19 protein-coding genes are annotated in these 18,004 nt (G+C 65.9%); 15 read left to right on the forward strand and 4 right to left on the reverse strand.

The features are described 5' to 3' along the window. Window positions 1–54 precede the first annotated feature (54 nt). The 7 genes from EOD29_RS11155 to EOD29_RS35925 all read left to right on the forward strand — a co-directional run bounded on the left by EOD29_RS11155 (window position 55) and on the right by EOD29_RS35925 (window position 3,921). Window positions 55–375: a hypothetical protein gene (locus tag EOD29_RS11155; RefSeq protein ID WP_245433098.1), complete on the forward strand. Its 321-nt coding sequence runs from the start codon at window positions 55–57 to the stop codon at window positions 373–375. Further along, the gene (locus EOD29_RS11160) at window positions 372–683 is read left to right on the forward strand and encodes a hypothetical protein (RefSeq protein WP_067001068.1); all 312 of its coding nucleotides are present in this window, start codon (window positions 372–374) and stop codon (window positions 681–683) included. The genes EOD29_RS11155 and EOD29_RS11160 overlap by 4 nt, the downstream gene beginning before the upstream one ends. Before the next feature lie 103 nt (window positions 684–786). Further along, complete coding sequence (locus EOD29_RS11165; protein ID WP_127246736.1) at window positions 787–1,584, forward strand: GcrA cell cycle regulator; 798 nt, start codon at window positions 787–789, stop codon at window positions 1,582–1,584. Between the two features lie 265 nt (window positions 1,585–1,849). After that, window positions 1,850–2,542, forward strand: a complete 693-nt coding sequence (locus tag EOD29_RS11175; RefSeq protein WP_095824567.1) for a hypothetical protein — start codon at window positions 1,850–1,852, stop codon at window positions 2,540–2,542. Window positions 2,543–2,549: 7 nt separating this feature from the next. Continuing rightward, complete coding sequence (locus tag EOD29_RS11180; protein ID WP_067322352.1) at window positions 2,550–2,804, forward strand: hypothetical protein; 255 nt, start codon at window positions 2,550–2,552, stop codon at window positions 2,802–2,804. A 278-nt stretch (window positions 2,805–3,082) separates the two neighbouring features. After that, complete coding sequence (locus EOD29_RS11190; RefSeq protein WP_095801436.1) at window positions 3,083–3,682, forward strand: DUF6456 domain-containing protein; 600 nt, start codon at window positions 3,083–3,085, stop codon at window positions 3,680–3,682. A gap of 71 nt (window positions 3,683–3,753) precedes the next feature. Further along, the gene (locus EOD29_RS35925) at window positions 3,754–3,921 is read left to right on the forward strand and encodes a hypothetical protein (RefSeq protein WP_164747022.1); all 168 of its coding nucleotides are present in this window, start codon (window positions 3,754–3,756) and stop codon (window positions 3,919–3,921) included. A 644-nt stretch (window positions 3,922–4,565) separates the two neighbouring features. On the opposite strand, the gene EOD29_RS11200 is transcribed toward EOD29_RS35925, so the two are convergent. Continuing rightward, window positions 4,566–5,834 (reverse strand): DUF763 domain-containing protein, encoded by a 1,269-nt coding sequence (locus EOD29_RS11200; protein WP_127246739.1) that lies wholly within the window; start codon window positions 5,832–5,834, stop codon window positions 4,566–4,568. Between the two features lie 120 nt (window positions 5,835–5,954). Next, window positions 5,955–6,272, reverse strand: a complete 318-nt coding sequence (locus EOD29_RS11205) for a hypothetical protein (RefSeq protein WP_066999538.1) — start codon at window positions 6,270–6,272, stop codon at window positions 5,955–5,957. A 284-nt stretch (window positions 6,273–6,556) separates the two neighbouring features. Between EOD29_RS11205 and EOD29_RS11210 the strand changes: the two genes are divergently transcribed. Then, window positions 6,557–6,910: a cupin domain-containing protein gene (locus EOD29_RS11210; RefSeq protein WP_127246740.1), complete on the forward strand. Its 354-nt coding sequence runs from the start codon at window positions 6,557–6,559 to the stop codon at window positions 6,908–6,910. 256 nt (window positions 6,911–7,166) lie between these two features. Here the strand turns inward: EOD29_RS11210 and EOD29_RS11215 are convergent, their stop codons facing one another. After that, a complete protein-coding gene (locus EOD29_RS11215; protein ID WP_245322360.1) occupies window positions 7,167–9,179 on the reverse strand; it encodes an acyltransferase family protein in 2,013 nt (670 codons plus the stop codon). Window positions 9,180–9,540: 361 nt separating this feature from the next. On the opposite strand from EOD29_RS11215, the gene EOD29_RS11220 reads away from it, so the two are divergent. From EOD29_RS11220 to EOD29_RS11245, 6 genes are all read left to right on the forward strand, one after another. After that, window positions 9,541–10,077, forward strand: a complete 537-nt coding sequence (locus tag EOD29_RS11220; protein WP_127246741.1) for a hypothetical protein — start codon at window positions 9,541–9,543, stop codon at window positions 10,075–10,077. A 178-nt stretch (window positions 10,078–10,255) separates the two neighbouring features. After that, window positions 10,256–12,331, forward strand: coding sequence for an AI-2E family transporter (locus EOD29_RS11225; RefSeq protein WP_095824563.1), 2,076 nt, complete (start codon window positions 10,256–10,258; stop codon window positions 12,329–12,331). A 400-nt stretch (window positions 12,332–12,731) separates the two neighbouring features. Continuing rightward, window positions 12,732–13,664 (forward strand): hypothetical protein, encoded by a 933-nt coding sequence (locus EOD29_RS11230; RefSeq protein ID WP_095801433.1) that lies wholly within the window; start codon window positions 12,732–12,734, stop codon window positions 13,662–13,664. Between the two features lie 157 nt (window positions 13,665–13,821). Further along, the gene (locus EOD29_RS11235; protein WP_082953784.1) at window positions 13,822–13,914 is read left to right on the forward strand and encodes a hypothetical protein; all 93 of its coding nucleotides are present in this window, start codon (window positions 13,822–13,824) and stop codon (window positions 13,912–13,914) included. 102 nt (window positions 13,915–14,016) lie between these two features. Then, a complete protein-coding gene (locus tag EOD29_RS11240) occupies window positions 14,017–14,109 on the forward strand; it encodes a hypothetical protein (protein ID WP_082953785.1) in 93 nt (30 codons plus the stop codon). 308 nt (window positions 14,110–14,417) lie between these two features. Then, entirely contained in the window at window positions 14,418–14,708 is a 291-nt protein-coding gene (locus tag EOD29_RS11245) for a hypothetical protein (RefSeq protein ID WP_127246742.1), read from the forward strand. 627 nt (window positions 14,709–15,335) lie between these two features. Here EOD29_RS11245 and EOD29_RS11250 read toward each other — a convergent pair. Next, window positions 15,336–16,229: a LysR family transcriptional regulator gene (locus tag EOD29_RS11250; protein ID WP_127246743.1), complete on the reverse strand. Its 894-nt coding sequence runs from the start codon at window positions 16,227–16,229 to the stop codon at window positions 15,336–15,338. Window positions 16,230–16,363: 134 nt separating this feature from the next. Between EOD29_RS11250 and EOD29_RS11255 the strand changes: the two genes are divergently transcribed. Then, on the forward strand, window positions 16,364–17,797 hold the full coding sequence (locus EOD29_RS11255) for an MFS transporter (RefSeq protein WP_127246744.1): 1,434 nt from the start codon (window positions 16,364–16,366) through the stop codon (window positions 17,795–17,797). Window positions 17,798–18,004: the final 207 nt, after the last annotated feature.

The following is an 18,004-nucleotide window of genomic DNA, read 5'->3' on the forward strand; positions in this document are numbered from 1 at the left end:
CCAAATTGTACGATTTCGCTTGCGCGTCATTCGTACATAACGTACGCTTAGCGCATGAATGAGCCTACCGCAAGCGTTTCCGCATTCCCTGCGAGCATCTCCGCCGCGAATGTGCCGGGGCCGCCCACGAGCATCTCGGGGCTGCCAACGAGCATCTCGGGGCTAATTGATTCCTGGCAGAGTATCGGCGCCTTCGCCGCAGATGTCGGCTGCGGCTATGAAGCCGCCCGCCAGATGCGCCGTCGCGGACGCATCGCGCCGCAGCACTGGCCGCATGTGGTGGCCGCGAGCCGCAGGCGCGGCATTGCCGGTATCAGCTACGAATGGCTGGCGGGCCATCGCGCCGCTGCCGCCATGCAAGGGGAGGCGGCATGAACGCGCTTGCCTCGCCTGTCGAATTCCAATCGTCCGGGCCGTCCTCCTCCCCGGTCCGGACGCTTTCCGGGGCCTCTGCCCCGGATCCGGTCGAACCGCCCGCACCCCGGTTCACCGGAACGGCCGGAGCCGCTCCTCCCCCGGCTCCGGCCCCCAATTCGGGCCGGCTCGTCTCCTGCATCCGCACCGAGGACGGCACCGTCATCCTGTTCGACCGCAAGGCGGGCCTGGCGGTGTCGGGCCTGACCCGGGCCGCCGCCGAGGCGGCCCTTCTTCGCCTGCTTGGTGCGGCGCCCGGCGCCGCCTGATCCCAACCGTTTCCCTGACCTGACCAACGGCCCCGCGGCCGAACCCTGGCGCTTGGCCACATGCCGAGCGCTTCGCAACCCTTCGCAAGCAATGGAATGAGACATGGCTGCCGCCTACACCGAAAAGGAAATCGACGAGATCGCCGCCTGGCTGAAGGAGGGGCTATCGGCCTCCCGCATCGCCGGCCGCTTCAGCGCGCTGCGCGGCAGCCCGGTCTCGCGCAACGCCATTATCGGCATCGTGCACCGCAACGCCGGCCTTCGTGCCATCGGCTTCGCCAACCCGAAGGGTGGCCGCGCCGGCGGCAGGCCGCGGAAACATGCACGGCCGGACCGGCCGGGCCGGCGGGGCAGGGTGGCGGCTGGAGGTGTCACGCTCTCCGAGCCGGCAGCGCTTTCCAGGCATGCCGAACTGATTGAGGGCGCCGGCGCCGCAACTGCCAATCTCCCCCCTTGCGGGGGAGATGCCCGGCAGGGCAGAGGGGGGTGCTGTCCCGCCAACCTATCGGCTGTTGAGCTATCCACGGAGCCGGATGCCCGCACTCCCCCCAAACCCAAAAAATCCAAAGCCCGCAAACCGGCGCGCAGCATGCCGCCCGCCTGGCTTTCCCCCGGCACCCGCGAGAAATCCGACGTCCAGCTCTACAAGCTCCCCGCGCCGCCGCCCCCGGTAAACCCCGGCCGCCAGCCGCATGTCGCGGCGATGCGCTTCCTTGATTGCCTGTTCAAGCGCTGCCGCGCGCCGGTCGATCTCGCGTTGCGCGAGGAGGCGGACGAGGATCCCGTCGGCGCGCGGCCCGGTCCCGACATGCTCTGCTGCGGCCTGCCGACGTCGGCCACGCGCTCCTACTGCGCGCATCATCATGCGCGGTTTCACGGCCATCGCGGGAGGGGGATGTGAGAGTGGCAACAATGAAGGCGCCGGCGGCGGAGTGCTCAATCTCCCCCCTTGCGGGGGAGATGTCCGGCAGGACAGAGGGGGGTGTGAAGGAACGCCAGCCTCGCCAATCCTTTCAAGGTACGACAGCAGTACAATGGGCAAAGTGGAGGACAAGCAGAGCGGATAGGCTGGCGGGACAGCACCCCCCTCTGGCCTGCCGGCCATCTCCCCCGCAAGGGGGGAGATTAGCCACCTGCCGCTGCCCGGCCTCTCATCAGGCAATCCCATGAGCGGTACGACCTGGTCGAAGTTTTTCTGGTCGGATTGGGAGTCCGATCCAAATCTGCGCCTCTGCTCGCTGGCGGCCCAAGGCCTGTGGATGCGGATGCTCTGCATTGCCGCCGCGCACGAGCCGGTTGGCTATGTCGCCATCGCCGGCAAGGGGCTGGAGGAGGCGGCGCTCGCGCGCCTTGCCGGCTGCACAGAAATGGAGCTGGGATGCCTGCTTGCCGAGCTCGAGCAGAACCGCGTCTTCTCGCGAGACCGGCATGGCCGCATCTACTCCCGGCGCATGATCGCGGATGCGCGTAAGGCGCGCGTGGTGCGCCGCAACGGCCTCAAGGGCGGCAACCCAAGCCTTTCGAAAGAAAGGGCGTTTTCGCGCTTGGATAAGCGGCGGGTTAAGTCAGGGGATAAGGGGGAGGATAAGCCCCAGAGTCCAGAATCCAAGAATCCAGAATCCAACAATCCAATAGCCGAAAACGCCCTGGCGTTTTCTTCCCGGGCTGCCGCTCCGCGGCAAAAGAACGAGAAATTATTTTCGGGCCGTTCAGCCGGACAGAACTGGCATCGCCGCAAGACACATGTCGATGCCGCCAACGCCATCATCGAGGAGATCAATGACCGCAGCCGAATTGCAGCAGGCGGCGAAAGCGCTGGCCGCGATGTTCAGTTGCTTCCCGCAATCCGCGCTCGCTGATCCCGAGATGCAGCTGCGCGGCTATCTCGCAGCCGTGCAGGATGCCGAGCTTGCCGATGTGCAAGCCGCGATCCAGCGCTTCATCCGCGGCGAGGCGAAGGTCGACAACGCCCAGTTCTGCCCGTCCAGCGCCCAGCTTTCGATCGAGGTGCGGGAACGGCGGCTGATGCGGGAGCTGTTGGCGAAGCGGGCGCTCATTTCTTCGCCGCCGCGAAGTGGGGGGTCCGAAGGACGGGCGAGACCCGTGGTTCGCCCCGGCTAGTCGCGCGGCGCAGCCGCGACGGAGGGGGAGCCGACAATGATCGATATGCCGGCGGGACAGCGCCCCCCTCTGTCCTGCCGGACATCTCCCCCACAAGGGGGAGATCAGACTTCGCCACCGCTTTCGCCAACCTCCACCCTCGCAGGTCTGAGCGGGGGCGCCCAAGCTGCCAATCTCCCCCCAAGTGGGGGAGATGCCCGGCAGGGCAGAGGGGGGCGCGAAGGAACGCAGCCTCTCCCGTTGGCCACTCACACCACCCACCACAAAGGACACCGCCCATGCCCCGCAAAGCCGCCAAGAAACCGCAACCCCCGAAACTCCCCAAGGGCGAGGCCGAGCAGGTGCGCATCCGCCGCGAGATCGGCCATGACTTCGCGCTGAAGCCCGACGCCTTCGGCCGCCAGCGCCTCACCCCCGGCACGGCCGAGGCGCGCCGCGTCTACCAGGTGTCGAACGGTGGCTACACCTCAACCGGCGGCATCGTGCGCCTGCGCAATGTCGATCCGCTCACCGGCATCACCTCGCTCACCCGTCAGCAGCGCGAAGCCGGCCAGCGTTTTCGCGACGATTTCGAGCGCTCCGCCCGCGAGGGCCTGCAGCCGCAATCCTGGAGCGAGCGCATCGACGGCGGCCGCCTCGGCGGCGGCGTGCCCGACCGCGTGCTCTCAGCCGGCCGCGCCCACGCCCACGCAGCGGCCGCGCTCGCCCACTGGGAGGTGGCGGAGGTGGTGCGCAAGATTTGCCTCGAAGGCCAGTCGGTGAAAGCCATCGCCGAACGCACCGGCGACGGCCGCGATGTGGTGGTCAAGCTGCTGAAGGTCGGGCTGGATTTGTTGGCGGTGCATTACGGGATGATGATGGGGAGGAAGGTAGGGTGAGGGGAAAGCGATGTGCCTAGCTTGTGCCGGATCGAAAGCTGCTTATGTGACTATGCAACTGGAGTGACTGAATGCGTTTCATTAGACTTGTTTTCGGTTCAATGATGTTCATGATCGGCGTCGCTGCAGTAATTGCGACCGTGTTTAGCGCCCATCCTGTTCTCAACACCGCAATGTTGATGACACTGCTGTTTGTGCTTAAGGCCGCCTGGGGGCACCTAAAATCGAGCTGGCGATGACCGTTAATCCACTGATCTCCGGATTGAAGATGACCCGGCCAGCCGACCACGACCACCTCGCTTCGCAGTGACCATCCAGTCTAGAAGAGGCGGATGCGATTTACTGGTTCCGTCGGCTTGGCTCGTGGGGCCTGCTGGTTGTCGAGGAAGGCGCCGATCCAGCAACACCCTACCAGCTTATGGTTGCAAAGCCTATGCCACTGGGGCAGACGGGGTGAGAGCCGACGCCGGCGAAAGTTTGAAGTGGCTGAAACTGGCCGCTGAAGCTGGAAGCAGGAGGCGGCTGCGGCTCTCTCCCAATCCCAGCACTGATTAAACCACGTGCCGAAGGACAAATTCGCATTGTTATTCATTCCGACGATTCACTGCGAAGAGCGTATTGAAAGACGACCGCGCAAAAACTTCTGGCCTCGGCGCTGCCCCTCATCCGCCTGCCGGCACCTTCTCCCCGTATAGTGACGGGGAGAAGGGGATGGCCGCGACGCTGGCAGCTATTCCGCGACGTTGGCGGTTGGCGAAAGCGGAGGTGACAGCATCTTTCTCCCCGTCACTATACGGGGAGAAATGCCCGGCAGGGCAATGAGGGGCAGCGCCGATCGATGCGGTTATCTGCGCGCTTTGCGTGACGCCGTTTCAGCCGTGTCTCAAGCGCCTTTCTTCAGCGGCTTCGGGTCGCTATCAGGTGGTGGTTCCCACCCAAACACGCTCCGCCCTCCGAGCAAATGCGACTGGTCCATTTCCCCCGCGACGATCTCCTTCAGGCTCGGCCCCGTCACATAGCGCTCCATCCGGCGTGACTCCCCGTCCAGCCGCTTGAGCGCCTGCAGCTCTTCCTCGCGCCCGAGCCTGGCCTTGCTCACCGCCGATTTCAGCACCGAGATCGTCTCGTCATAGACCTTAAGCGGCACGGGGAAGGGGTGGCGGTCCTTGCCGCCGTGGGCGAGCGAGAAGCGCGCCGGGTCGGAGAAGCGGCAGGGCGCGCCGTGCACCACCTCGGAGACCATGGCGAGCGCGCGCACCGTGCGCGGGCCGACGCCGGGCACCAGCAGCAGTTCGGGAAAATCCTTCGGGCCGCTCTCGATCGCGGCGGCAATGTTGCCGTGCAGGCGGCGCATGACGATGTCGCTTTCGCGCACGTCGTGATGCGCCGGCATGACGAGGTTGGGCAGCAGCGGCTGCGCGGCCGGCTCGGGCGCTTCGGCTCGCGGCTCCAGCACGGCAAGCTCGCTCAGGATCTTTTCCGGGCTCATCGTCTTCAGAAGCGCGATCTGCCCACCGCGGGCTTTCTCCGCGCGGTGGTCGGTGAGGTTGACGATCTCGCCTTGGCGTTCGCCCTCGATCGCCGCATGCGGCTGGTCGACGAAGCTGGTCAGCCCCTCCGAAAGCCAGTGGTAGCGGCGCGCCTGGCGGGCGTCGCCGTTCATGCCCTGCTGCACCACCACCCAGCGCCCGTCATCGCTGACGATGAAGCCGTGCAGGTAGAGGTCGTAGCCGTCCTGCACGGCGGCGCTGTCCACCTTGGCGACCAGCCGGCTGGCAGTGGCAAGAGCTTGGCCGTCGAGGCCGACATGGTCGCCGATCGCCAGCAACTCGCCCGGCGTCTTGCGCGAATGTGCGCCGCGCCCGCCGCAGACATGGATGCCAAGCTCGCCGGCCATCGGATTGAGGCCCCGCTTCAGCGCGCCGATGACGGAAGTGGTGATGCCGGAAGACTGCCAGTCCATGCCCATCACGGCGCCGAAGGACTGGAACCAGAAGGGATGGGCGAGGCGCCGCAAAAGCTCGTCGCGGCCGTAATGATGGATGATGGCTTCGCACAGCACCGCGCCGAGCCTCGTCATGCGATCGCCCAGCCATTTCGGGACCCGCCCGCCATGCAGCGGCAGGTCGGCGCTGCCGCTTCGCTGCGTCACTTTTTGCTTTCCCTATAAATGCCGGCTTCTAGATGGCATTTTGGCGGGAATTTGCAAGGCGGCGCAGCCGCAGCCGGACATCTCCCCTCGCCCGAGGGGAGATGTCCGCTCGCTGGTCGGTCAGCGCCGGCAGATGCGGATCTTTTCGATGACGCGGTGGCCGTGGCGCCAGTGCTTCACGATCTTGATCCGGCAATGATCGCGATAATACCGGTTATGATAGCGCACCACATAACGCTCGCGATAGGGAGTGTAGTAGTCGTCATCGTAGACGTGTCGGTAATAGCGGTGAGGGTAATACCCGCCATAGTAGTCACCATAGTAATCGCCGTAGCTGGGGCCGACGCCGATGCCGAACTGAACGCTACCGGCACTCGCCGGCGCGATCGCAAACGCCGAGGCGATGGCGATCATCGAAGCAAGCAGAAGCTTTTTCATCGCTGCCTCCTTGAGGTCGATGGTTGCCCCTTCGAGGCACAAACGGTTTCGGGACGGGTGGTGTTCCGAGAAAGTTGGGCGGCGATCCTGGGCCCAGCAAGGAGCGAAGCGGCGCCGAAGCTGACGATCTTCGCCCTTGCGGGGAAGGTCACGCTTTTCTTCGCCCCGCTGTTTTCGATCTTCGGAGTCGCCATATCGCCACCTGCTGTCGCCGTGCAGCGCGTGCGCGCGCGGCGTCGTCGTCTATTGCCACGTCCAGCCAATCCCAACCGCAGGAGCCTGCCATGACCAAGCCCACCATCCTGAAATTCGGCCCCGTCGAGCATGGCGATGGCGGCGATCTGCCGGGCTGGATCGCGGTCGAGGGGGCGCCGACTATGCAGACGACCGTCCAGCACACCAGCGAGGACGGCAAGGTGATGTCCGGCACCTGGCGCGCTTCGCCCGGCACCTATCACGCCACCTACACCGACTATGAATTCGTCCACATGATCGCCGGCCGCATCCTCATCACGCCCGATGGCGGCGAGCCGGTCGAGGTCGGCCCCGGCGACGCCTTCGTGGTCGAAGCCGATTTCAAGGGCACCTGGAAGATCCTCGAGCCGGTGACCAAGCATTTTGTGGTTGTGGCGGAGTAAGCAGAAGCTGCTGATCTCCCCCCGTGCGGGGGATGTCTGGCAGGACAGACGGGTGTGAAGGAACGCCGACGCTCGCACGGTCGCAATCCTCGGGCTTGACCCGAGGATCCATGCCGTGACCTTCGGCGTGAAGCGCTACGGTGCAGAATTCTGTTACTGCTGCAACGCTTTAGCGTCACGGCATGGATCCTAGGGTCTGCGCGCGTCGCTTCGCTCCTTGCTCCGCCCTAGGATCACGAACGACAGGGGCGGCGCCCTACCTTCCCACCTTCGAGATCACGCGCCTTTCCACCTCCGGTTCCAGCGATTCCGCGAATGGGGTCGCCAGATGGTGCTGGTCGCGGAAGGCGAGCTGGCCGTCGATGAAGACGTGGCAGGTTGTGGCGTTGCAGAAGCGGTCGGTGAGGTCGACGTAAGTGGCATTGGGCACGCTGGTGACGATCTCGCGCTCGACCGCCGCCATCTGGTCGTTGGCGGCATAGGCGCGGCTCTGGTCGCAGAGCGATGGCGCCTTGTCGCGCCACAGCGCGCGCGACACGCAGGTGTCGATGTTCTCGTCGTTGAACGGCACGTCGCGGATGAAGGCGATCTTCAGCCCGGCCTTGCTCAAGCTGGTTAGTGTCGAGCGCAGGCCGGCCCGCCATACGGCGTCCGGCGTGTCCGGCTCGCCCTTGCCCGCCGCCATCTTGCGCGAGGAGGTCAGCGCCAGTTCGGAGATCACCACCAGCGAAGGCCTGGCCGCGATGATCTCCTTGATCGCCTGTTCGCGCCACTGGTCGCATTCGCGGTAGTCGCGGTTGAGCTTCGTGACAAAGTAGGAAAACCGTGAGGGCCGGCACGAGCTCTTCAGCCAGGTCTCGACGCGGTAGCCGTTCTTCTTTCCTGCCTCGATCAGCGGTGTCGACCAGTGATCGGCGTGCGAATCGCCGAACAGCGCGATCACGCGCTGGCCATTGCCGAACACGCAGGGTTTCGGCGTTACCGTGTCGTAGCCCTCGACGCAGGCCTTGGCGCGCGCGGTGGCCGGCTCGGCCGCACTTGCCGCGATCGCGCGCTGCTCGGGGTCCTCGGCGCGCACGGCAAGCGCTGCGTTGCCGTAGGCGGCTGCGACGCCGGTGCCGGTCAGGAGGAGGGCCGGCACCAGCGCCCGCGCCGCATTGGCCATAAGCCAGCCATTGCGGCGGATTGGATTCTCGATGAAATGGTAGCTCAGCGCAGAGAGCGCCAACGTCAGCCCGAGGCAGGCGAAGCGTTGCGCAAAAGTCAGCTCCTCGACCAGCATGCCGGCGTAGACGATCACCGGCCAGTGCCAGAGATAGAGCGAGTAGGAAACCTTTCCGATCCACTGCAAGGGCGGCAGCGCCAGGGCGGCATTTACGCAATTCGAGGAAAAGAGCCCCGCGGTTTTCCGTTCGAAATTGCGTGCAAGAATGCCGTCCCTGACGCCGGCCGCGCCCGCCAGCAAGAGAAGGACAGTACCGGCCACGGGCACGAGCGCCAGAAAACCGGGGAAGGGAGCCTCCTCGCTGAAGGTGAGGTAAGCGAAGGCAATGAGGACCAGCCCGCACAGGCTGAACGCCGTCCCGAGCCGCGGGCGGTTCTGGAGCAGCCATGCCGGCGCCATCGAAGCCAGCCCGCCGGCGGCGAATTCCCAGGCGCGCAGCGGCGAGAAGTAGAAGGCCCAGGGCTGCGAAATGGGGGTCAGCCAGGCGCAGACCGCGAAGGAGACCAGGCCGGCAATGCCGATCGCAAGCATGATCGTCCGCTTGCCGGGCTTCAGCCAGGCCGCCAGCATCAGCAGCGCCGGCCAGGCGAGGTAAAACTGCTCCTCCACCGACAGCGACCAGTAATGGATAAAGGGGTTGTTGGCGGCATCGCTGGCGAAATAGTCGAACGACCAGCGGATCAGCCACAGATTGATCATGTAGGCGGACGCGAACATCGCGCCCTTGGAATAGAGCGCCTGCTCCTCCGGCGACAGGATCAGCGTGCCGACGGCAAGCGTGGCGGCGATGACGAACAGCGCCACCGGCAGCAGCCGCCGCGCGCGTCGGGCATAAAAACGAAGGAGGTCGAGCCGGCCGGTGAGCGAAATCTCGCTGACCAGATGGCGGGTGATGAGGTAACCGGAGATGACGAAAAAGATGTCCACGCCGGCAAAGCCGCCGGGCAGGGCGGTGAAGCCGAAGTGGAAAGCGACAACGCCCGCCACGGCGAGCGCCCGCAACCCCTCAATATCGGGCCGGAAGTCCGGCGATGGTGCTGACACGAAGGCGAACCTCGCAACGGTCGTTCGTATCCCGCCTTGGGAAAGCCTCGCGCCTATGGGCTCATACCGCAATGCAACAAATCTAACGCAGTGCAACATAAAGGGAGGCGGCAGCAACGCCGGCGGCAGCCGACGCTTCGGCACGCCAGGGTCTGCGCGCCTCGTTTCGCCCAGGATGACGAAGGAGCTCAGCCGCCGGTTTCGCCAGCGTTCGAGAGCATGGAAGGACATTGGCGAACGCTAAAGGCAAATTGTCCGCCTGCAGGTAATCTGGTAGGATCAATGCACCGACGAACGGCTCTGGGACGCCGTGACGTCCGACATCATGCACAAAGACATCAACTCGAACCGGAGAACGGCCATGAAACGGCTTCTGACGGTCGCTGCGCTGTTGGCAGCGGGCAGTTTGATTGCGATGCAGGGCGCAGCTGCCGACGACGCTGCGCTGATCAAAAGCGCCGAGTCCGCCGCACCCGCCGCAGTGGCGAGTGGCGCTGCGGTCTACGCCATGGATGAAAAGGGGAACATGCGCACCCTGCGCGAGGGCAAGACCGGCTTCTGGTGCATGCCGGACAATCCGGCCTCGCCCGGTCCGGATCCGATGTGCGGCGATGCCAACTCGATGGAATGGGCGATGGCCTGGCTGGAAAAGAAGGAACCCCCCAAAGGCAAGGTCGGCTTCATGTATATGCTGTCCGGCGGCACCGACGGCAGCAATACCGATCCTTATGCGACGAAGCCCGAGGCAGGCAACAATTGGATCGAGACGGGGCCGCATGTGATGATCGTCAACGCGATGGACATGATGAAAGGCTATCCGACCGATGCCAAGCCCGCCAAGCCTTACGTGATGTGGCCGGGCACGCCCTACGCGCATCTCATGATCCCGGTAAAATAGCCTGGCACGAGCCTTCTGGTGCGGCGGCGAGCGCTTCAAATCTCCCCTTGTCCGCAAGGGGAGATTTGCATCAGCCGCTTCATCCTCCCTCCAACTGATCGCGCCTCGCAACCATCCTCCGATCCGCGCGTTGCACGCCGGCGAAAGCCAATCATGGCGGGCAGGGTGGAGACTCACGGTGGCGGATAATCGTCAGAACGGCACGCGCGAGCCGGAACCGGGGCTGGCGGGCCTGCTTGCTGCCTCGCGCAGCCATCCGCGCACGGCGCTGCCGACGGTCGCAACCGTCGTCGCGTCGGTTGCGGCGCTCTATTTCGGGCGCGAAGTGTTTTTGCCGATCGCAGTCGCGCTGCTGTTGACTTTCGCCATCGCGCCGCTCGTGTCGGCGTTGAAACGCGTCGGCATTCCGCGCCTGCCTGCCGTGATTGCCAGCGTTTTGGGCGCCTTTGCCGCGCTTGCGCTGTTCTCCTTCGTGGTGGCCACGCAGGTCAGCGACCTCGCCCAGAACATCCCCGTCTATCAGATCAACATCCTGACAAAGATCCGCGCGCTGAAGGAAAACGGGCTGGGCAACGGCATCATCTCGCGCTTGAGCGGCGTGATCGAGCGCGTCGGCCAGGAATTCGAGCGCCAGGAGCCGCAACTGCCGTCCGCCGCCCAGACGCCGAAGCGCGATCCGATCCCGGTCGAGATCGTCGCGCAGGAAAGGCCGCTCGAAGTGTTGCAAAAGGTCATCGAGCCGCTGCTCAGCCCGCTCGGCTCGGCCGGCCTTGTGGTCGTCGTCGTCATCTTCATGCTGATGGAGCGGGAGGATCTGCGCGACCGCTTCATCCGTCTCGTCGGCTATGGCGATCTCCACCGCACCACCCAGGCGCTGCAAGATGCCGGCAAGCGGGTCGGCCAGTATCTGTTGATGCAGCTGGTGGTGAACGTCATCTACGCCATCCCGATCACCATCGGCCTGTGGGTGCTGGGCATACCCAATGCGCTGCTTTGGGGCATGCTGGCGCTCGCCCTGCGCTTCGTTCCCTATATCGGGCCGATCATCGGCGCGCTGCTGCCGCTGTTCCTGGCGCTGGCGGTGGCGCCCGGCTGGTCGCTGCTTCTGTGGACCGGGGCACTGTTCATCGCCATGGAGCTGATCACCGGCAACGTCATCGAGCCATGGCTCTATGGCTCGCGCACCGGCCTCTCGCCGCTCGCCATCATCGTCGCGGCGATCTTCTGGACCTGGCTCTGGGGGCCGATCGGCCTGGTGCTGTCGACGCCGCTCACCGTCTGCCTCGTCGTCCTCGGCCGCCACGTTCCGCAGTTCGAGTTCCTCGACGTGCTGTTCGGCAACGAGCCGGTGCTCGAGCCTCATGCGCGTCTCTATCAGCGGCTGCTTGCCGCCGATCCGGACGAGGCGACCGACCACGCCGAGGAGATGCTCGAAGAAAAATACCTGTTCGAGTTCTACGACCAGGTGGCGATTCCGGCGCTGCTGCTTGGCGAGCAGGACCGCATGCGCGGCGTCATGGATGACGAACAGCGCAAACAGGTAGCGGCGAGCGCGCTGACGCTCGTCGCCAATCTGGACGCCAGCGCCCAGGAGGAAGCGGAGGAGGCGGAAGCCGAGGAGGAAGAGGACCAGCAGGCAGCCACTGCCTCGGCCGAGGCCTCGCCGGGCAAGGCAGCCTCAGCCAAGATCACCGCGGGCAAGGCTGCTGAAGGCAAGGCGAACGATCGGAAGGCCGGCGACGGCAAGGAGCCTCTATCCGAGGAGGTCGATCTTCCGGATGGCGTGGGCTTCTCCGTGCTTTGCGCCGGCGGGCGGGGCGAGCTCGACGACGCCGCCGCCGCTATGCTGGCGCAGGTGCTGGAGGTGCAGGGCGCCGAAGTGTCGAGAGCGAGTTTCATTGACCTCGAACCTGCCGGGATCCGCCGCCTCGACCTGAGCGGCGTCGATACGGTGGTGATCGGTTTCCTCAACCGCGACTCCACCAAGCACGCGCGCTTCATGGTGCGGCGGCTGAAGCGGCTGAAACCGCGTCTCAGGGTCGGGATCGTGTCCTGGTCGGAAATCGGCAACAGCGACGCCAAGGCCGCGGCCGAACTTGCCGCCGGGCTTAACGCCGATTTCGTCGCCCATGGCATGGTCAGCGCCGTGACGGGCGCCCTGTCGAGCGAGCCGCCGGTGATGCTGAAGCTTGCGCCGCAACGCCGGCCACGCCGCCGGCCGGCCCGCAAGAAGGAGCTGCAGGCGGCTGGATGAGGGAGGCGACTTTCCCCCTCAATTGACCGGCCCGAAGGCCCGCGCGAACCGCGCGGCTTTGCGATCCGCGCGGGCAGGCGCCGGCCCCGCCGGCGGCGCCACGCCCCAGCCCTCAGGCTGGCCGGGTGGCTGTCTGGTTCGGCCCTTGTCCGGCCGTTTCTGTTCTGCCTCGCCGATCCGGGCAGAAGCCCGGATCCTTCGGAGCGCGCTAGAAATGCAGGTCCAGTGCAGGCGGATGGCTTGGCCTGGATCGTCTTGCGGCGCTGCTGCGGAGCCGGCGGGACGGCTTGCTTGCTCCTGGTTGCACTGCCCAGTGAGCTTGCGGCGGCCGTGAAAGCATGATCTTCGCTCGAACAAGAGGCCAATCCCGATTCTGTCGGGACGGAACAGGTGCAGCCGGATGGCACTGAACATCGCGCAGAAGTTACGACTGACTTCGGTCGTGCTGGGAACCGCCAGCCGCAAGGATCTGGCGGCGGCGTTCCGAGCGGTCAATCCGAAGACGGCTTTCGATATCGGCCGCGCCGACAAATGGCTGCAAGGCCGCGCCCAGCCTCGCGAGCACAGCGTCTACGAAGACTGGGCGAAAGTGCTGCGCCTCGAGCGACCCGGCGCCTGGATCGCCGAGAGCGATCTGCCGAGCTTCACGGCCGCGATCGCGGCCCGGCACGGCATCGACGCGACGGAGCTCGAACGCCGCGCCCACGCGCAGGTCGAGGCCTCGCCCGGGCATGACGACAAGGGCACCGGGCTGGCGCTTGCCGGGACCTATGCCTGCTATTCGCGCGCCTGGTCGCCTTACTATCGCGGCCAACTCATCAGGGGCCGCCTGTCGATCGAGGCCGGACCCGGCGCGCATGCGTTCACCGCCACATATCGCGAGACATTGCCGACCGGGCAGTTGCAGCTCGGCGGGCCGGTCACGCCGGCAAAGCGCAGCCTCTACCTACATCTGAAGGAGGTGGGCGGCGAAGCGCAGTTCTTCCTTTGCCTGTTCCCGCAGACGCAGCCGGTGAGCGTGCTCGGCGGCTATATGGTCGGCACCGCCATCATCGGCCCGGAGGCGCAGCCCTCGCTGACAAGAATCCTGCTGGTGCGCCTGCGCGATGCGCCAGCCGCCGAGCAATGGGGCGGGTACCTGCCGCCGGGCACCTCGATCGCCGCCGATCTCGCGAGCCTCGGCATCGTCATGGAGCACCCGGAAGCGGTCGACCGGCAGCTCGGCCAGTTCCTCAGTGCCGACAGCGACGGCGGCGTCAACCAAATCCCGCCGTCCGAGTACCGCGCCATCCTCGACGTGTTCGACCGCCATTGGCTGCAGCACGCGGGCTAGGAACGAACCTCAGCAGGCTCGATGTTGCCGGCTCACCATAGCCTGCCCGCATTCGGTTGCAGCCGGCTCGCTTTGCACGCATCTCACGAAAACGTTTTTTGACAAAACGGCACTTCCCTTGCGTCTTGAGGCGGCAAATTGGGCAAGGGGCATATCCATGAAGAAGATCTATGAGAAACCGGTGCTGGTGAAGCGCCAGAAGCTGTCGAGCGTCGTTGCCGGGTCGTCGGCCCCGCTCCCGCCGCGCTGACCTAAGCAACAGCCAGCAGGGCAAGCATTCCCGGGCTAAGCTTGACAGGGCGGCCGCATCGCGTTCACCTGCGCAGGTCGTTGACCCGCCCAGGAATGGACGATGAAGAAGACTTACGAAAAGCCGCGGCTGCAAAAGCGCGGCAGGCTGTCGGCCGCGACCGCCGCCGCGCCGTCGTCCGGCTTTACCTTCTGAGGCGAGCCAGGCCGCCCTGCGGCACTTCTTTGCGGCGGTCCGAGATCGGTCGAAACTATTGGCTTTGCCACGGCGCACCAATCGGCGTACCCTGCCGTATCGCTGGTAACCACCCACCGGACACCATTGGCGACTGAGAGACGTTGATCCGCGCTCCCGTCTGAACAGGGAGAGCGGCATGCTCGAGAACAAGAATCCCCACTTGCCCGCGCGGGCACGCGGCCGCAGATTTCCAGGACCAACTGATTGAGGAGAGCAGAAGGGCGCTGATCCGCTCTTACGACCTGTTGCGTCGTACGGAGCGCCTGGTGAACGCTTCCGGCCGCAAGCTTGATGGTCGCTCCCCGGCGGCGCTCGCCCACGCGAAGCGTCTTCAGGTGGGAATTGCGATCAAGAAGACGTACAGCAAGCCGACGCTTGAAAAGCTGGCAACGGGTCGTCAATGGCGGTCTGGCGCACCCTTTGCAGCCTCGTACGCGAAACCTCGCGCCGCTGCCGGCCAGGAGCGGGCGGTACACTACGCAAGTGCCCGCCCGTCCGGCGCCGCCGCCAAGCTGCTGAAACCCCGTCCGTCCCCAACAGCAACGGTCATGGCGTGACCAGTCACTGCGGATTGCCATTGGCCCGGCTGGCTGTCAACGTCGGCGGCGGCGCCTCCGGAACAGCGTTTTTTTCCGTTGTGCAGCGCCGAAATCGGGCTGCCGCATTTCCGCGGTTGCCGCGCCGGCAGGCTCCGAAATGGCGGATTTCCGGGCTTTTCGGCGGTTGCGGCAAGCGACACGAATGTTGCCGCCTACACGTTTGAATAGGCTGGTTTTTCACTGGTTGAGGCGTTTTGAGGTCCGGTTGTCAACCTGACTTTTTTTGGGCGCATTTCGGCAACGCAGCATTGGCGGGCAAACGGCAGCGACTTCCCCGTCGCGCTAGCGGTTTCGTCGCCCCTCAAAGGCTGGGGAGGAACGCTGCCGCTCTGTGAACCGCTTCATGATGCGCACATGCGGGGATGCTAAAATTCGCCATCCGATGAGGGTGGGCGATCGGTTGCTCGAAGTGTCCCGGCGCAGGTCCTGGCCGGCAGATCGGGCAGAGGTGCTCGCGCAGCGACGGAGCGGGGGTTCTTGTTGGGCGTCCCTCCGCTCCGTCCCGGCGTGTCGGTCTGTCGGCGCGGCGTTCCTTCGCGCCTCGCCTGCCTGCGTGCCGGTCGCCGCGAAAGGAGATCGGCTGTCTCACCGCCCTCCGCAGATCTCCCTCACCAGGCCCCGCAGCCAGCGATGCGCGGGGTCGGCGTCGAGGCGCGGGTGCCATAGCAGCGAAATGGTGAGCCCGGCGAGCTTCACCGGCAGTGCGAAGGTGAGCAGGCCTTCGCGCAGCTTGCCGGTATAGCGCTCGGGCACCGTGGCGATGAGATCGGAGCCGCGCGCCAGCGCCAGCGCTTCCGCAAAGCCGCCGACCACGGTGGCGATCGTCCGCGTCAGCCCGGCGAGTTCCAGCACGTCGTCGATAGGCCCGCGATCCAGCCCGCGGCGAGAGATCAATATATGCCGGCCGGCGGCGAAGCGGGCGGCGGTGATCTTGCCGTCGCACAGCGGATGGCCGATGCGCACCACGCCGACGAAACGGTCGCGGAACAGCGCCTGCGCCCGCACCTCCGGGCCGGTCGAGCCGCCGATAACGCCGGTCTCGAGATCGACACTGCCTTCGCGCATCGGCGCGCTGTCCTTGTCGGGCTTCGGCACGAAGCGCAGCTGCACGCCCGGCGCTTCCTCGGCGACGCGCGCGAGAAGGGCAGGGCCGAAATTTTCCACAAAACCATCGCTGTTGCGCAGCGTGAAACTGCGCGTAAGCCGCTTCAGATCAAGGCGTTCGGCGGGGCGCAGCACAGCCTCCGCCTCCTTCACCAGCCGGCCGACATCCGTCCCGAGCTCGATGGCGCGCGGCGTCGGCACCAGGCCGCGCCCGGCGCGGACCAAAAGCGGATCGCCGGTCACCTCGCGCAGTCTTGCGAGCGCGCGGCTCATTGCCGAGGGGCTGAGCTTCAGCCGCCGCGCGGCTTTCGCGACACTGCCTTCGGCGATGAGCACGTCCAGCGTGACGAGCAGGTTGAGATCGGGTCGCGACATGGTGCGATCTTAGCACGTCCTCGATGCAGTGACATGGCGCTTCATGCACTATTCGAGTGCAAATGCTGCGCGTTCCGCCATATGGGCCAGGCGCCTATTCTCCCGGCAAGTTCCACCCGAGCCGGAGAAGAACCATGGCCGATATCGCAGATCCGCGCACCGTTCCCGCAAGCCGCTCGGCAAGCGGCGCGCTGGCCAGCCTGTCGCTGGCGATGCTTTTGTCCTCGCTCAGCACCAGCATCGCCAATGTCGCGCTGCCGACGCTGAGCACCGCCTTCGCCGCATCTTTCCAGGCGGTGCAATGGGTGGTGCTTGCCTATCTGCTTGTCATCACCGCGCTCATCGTCAGCGTCGGGCGTCTTGGCGATCTCGTCGGCCGCCGGCTGCTGCTGGTCGCCGGTCTTGGCCTGTTCAGCGCCGCGTCGCTGGCGGCCGCGCTTGCGCCGTCGCTGCCGCTGCTGGTCGCCGCCCGCGCCGCTCAAGGCCTCGGCGCCGCGGTGATGATGGCGCTGACCATGGCCTTGGTCGGCACGACGATGCCGAAAGAGCGCACCGGGAGCGCCATGGGCCTGCTCGGCACCATGTCCGCGATCGGCACCGCGCTTGGGCCGTCGCTTGGCGGCGTGCTGATCGCTTCCCTCGGCTGGCGCGCGATCTTCCTCGTCACTGCCGGGCTGGGTGTCGTGGCGATGATCCTCGCCCGGCGCTTCCTGCCGGGCGATCAAACCGCGACGATCCTCCGCAATGAGGCGCAGGGCGTTGGCCCGCGCTTCGACGCGCTGGGCACACTGCTGCTTGCCTTGACGCTCGCCGCCTATGCGCTGGCGATGACGACAGGACGCGGCCATTTCGGCGGCACGAACATCGCGCTGCTCGGCATGGCCGGTCTCGGCGCCGCTCTGTTCCTCTATGCGCAGCGGAGAGTGGCGTCGCCTCTGGTCAAACCAGCGCTGTTCAGCGATCCGGTGCTGGCGCCGAGCCTTGCCATGAACGGGCTGGTCTCCACCGTGATGATGGCGACGCTTGTCGTCGGGCCCTTCTTCCTGTCGCGCGCGCTGGGCCTGGGCGAAGCGCAGGTCGGCGCCGTGCTGTCGATCGGCCCGGTCGTCTCGGCGCTGTGCGGCGTGATTGCCGGCCGTATCGTCGATCGCCTGGGCGCGTCCGCCATGGTCGTTGCCGGGCTGGTGCTGATGACCATCGGCTGCGCCGCGCTCACTCTGCTGCCGGCGCTGTTCGGCATCGCCGGCTACGCGGCGGCGATCATGCTGTTGACGCCCGGCTATCAGCTCTTTCAGGCGGCGAACAACACCGCCGTCATGGCCGATGTCGATAAGAACGAGCGCGGCGTGGTCTCGGGCATGCTCAGCCTGTCGCGCAATCTCGGCCTGATCACCGGCACGGCGGTGATGGGCGCGGTGTTTGCCTTCGCAGTGGGCACTGGCGAGATCGGCGCCGCGACACCGGAAGCAGTCGCGGGCGGGATGGGGTTTGCGTTCGCAGTGGCGGCGGGTTTGGTCGCCCTGGCGGTGGCAATTGCGGTGGTTGGAAGTTTGCGAAAGCGCCGGTGACATCCAATCTCCCCCCTTGCGGGGGAGATGTCCGGCAGGACAGAGGGGGTCGTCTCACTTGGATTGCCAACGCCGTCTGATGTCGGGGAAAGCGCTGGCGCTTCACGCGAAGCGCCCCCTCTGTCACCTTCGGCGACAGCTCCCCCTCGAAGGGAGAGTACGCATCGCCGCCAATGTAACCCATCGCACATTCCCAACGTCCTTCTT

It is taken from the genome of Mesorhizobium sp. M1A.T.Ca.IN.004.03.1.1 (assembly GCF_003997555.1).
GTDB lineage: Bacteria > Pseudomonadota > Alphaproteobacteria > Rhizobiales > Rhizobiaceae > Mesorhizobium.

Bases quoted from the DNA above. Each gene is read 5' to 3' on its own strand.
- EOD29_RS11155 (WP_245433098.1), top strand. From the start codon at position 55: ATGAATGAGCCTACCGCAAGCGTTTCCGCATTCCCTGCGAGCATCTCC.
- EOD29_RS11160 (WP_067001068.1), top strand. From the start codon at position 372: ATGAACGCGCTTGCCTCGCCTGTCGAATTCCAATCGTCCGGGCCGTCC.
- EOD29_RS11165 (WP_127246736.1), top strand. From the start codon at position 787: ATGGCTGCCGCCTACACCGAAAAGGAAATCGACGAGATCGCCGCCTGG.
- EOD29_RS11175 (WP_095824567.1), top strand. From the start codon at position 1,850: ATGAGCGGTACGACCTGGTCGAAGTTTTTCTGGTCGGATTGGGAGTCC.
- EOD29_RS11180 (WP_067322352.1), top strand. From the start codon at position 2,550: ATGCAGCTGCGCGGCTATCTCGCAGCCGTGCAGGATGCCGAGCTTGCC.
- EOD29_RS11190 (WP_095801436.1), top strand. From the start codon at position 3,083: ATGCCCCGCAAAGCCGCCAAGAAACCGCAACCCCCGAAACTCCCCAAG.
- EOD29_RS35925 (WP_164747022.1), top strand. From the start codon at position 3,754: ATGCGTTTCATTAGACTTGTTTTCGGTTCAATGATGTTCATGATCGGC.
- EOD29_RS11205 (WP_066999538.1), bottom strand. From the start codon at position 6,272: ATGAAAAAGCTTCTGCTTGCTTCGATGATCGCCATCGCCTCGGCGTTT.
- EOD29_RS11210 (WP_127246740.1), top strand. From the start codon at position 6,557: ATGACCAAGCCCACCATCCTGAAATTCGGCCCCGTCGAGCATGGCGAT.
- EOD29_RS11220 (WP_127246741.1), top strand. From the start codon at position 9,541: ATGAAACGGCTTCTGACGGTCGCTGCGCTGTTGGCAGCGGGCAGTTTG.
- EOD29_RS11230 (WP_095801433.1), top strand. From the start codon at position 12,732: ATGGCACTGAACATCGCGCAGAAGTTACGACTGACTTCGGTCGTGCTG.
- EOD29_RS11235 (WP_082953784.1), top strand. From the start codon at position 13,822: ATGAAGAAGATCTATGAGAAACCGGTGCTGGTGAAGCGCCAGAAGCTG.
- EOD29_RS11240 (WP_082953785.1), top strand. From the start codon at position 14,017: ATGAAGAAGACTTACGAAAAGCCGCGGCTGCAAAAGCGCGGCAGGCTG.
- EOD29_RS11250 (WP_127246743.1), bottom strand. From the start codon at position 16,229: ATGTCGCGACCCGATCTCAACCTGCTCGTCACGCTGGACGTGCTCATC.
- EOD29_RS11255 (WP_127246744.1), top strand. From the start codon at position 16,364: ATGGCCGATATCGCAGATCCGCGCACCGTTCCCGCAAGCCGCTCGGCA.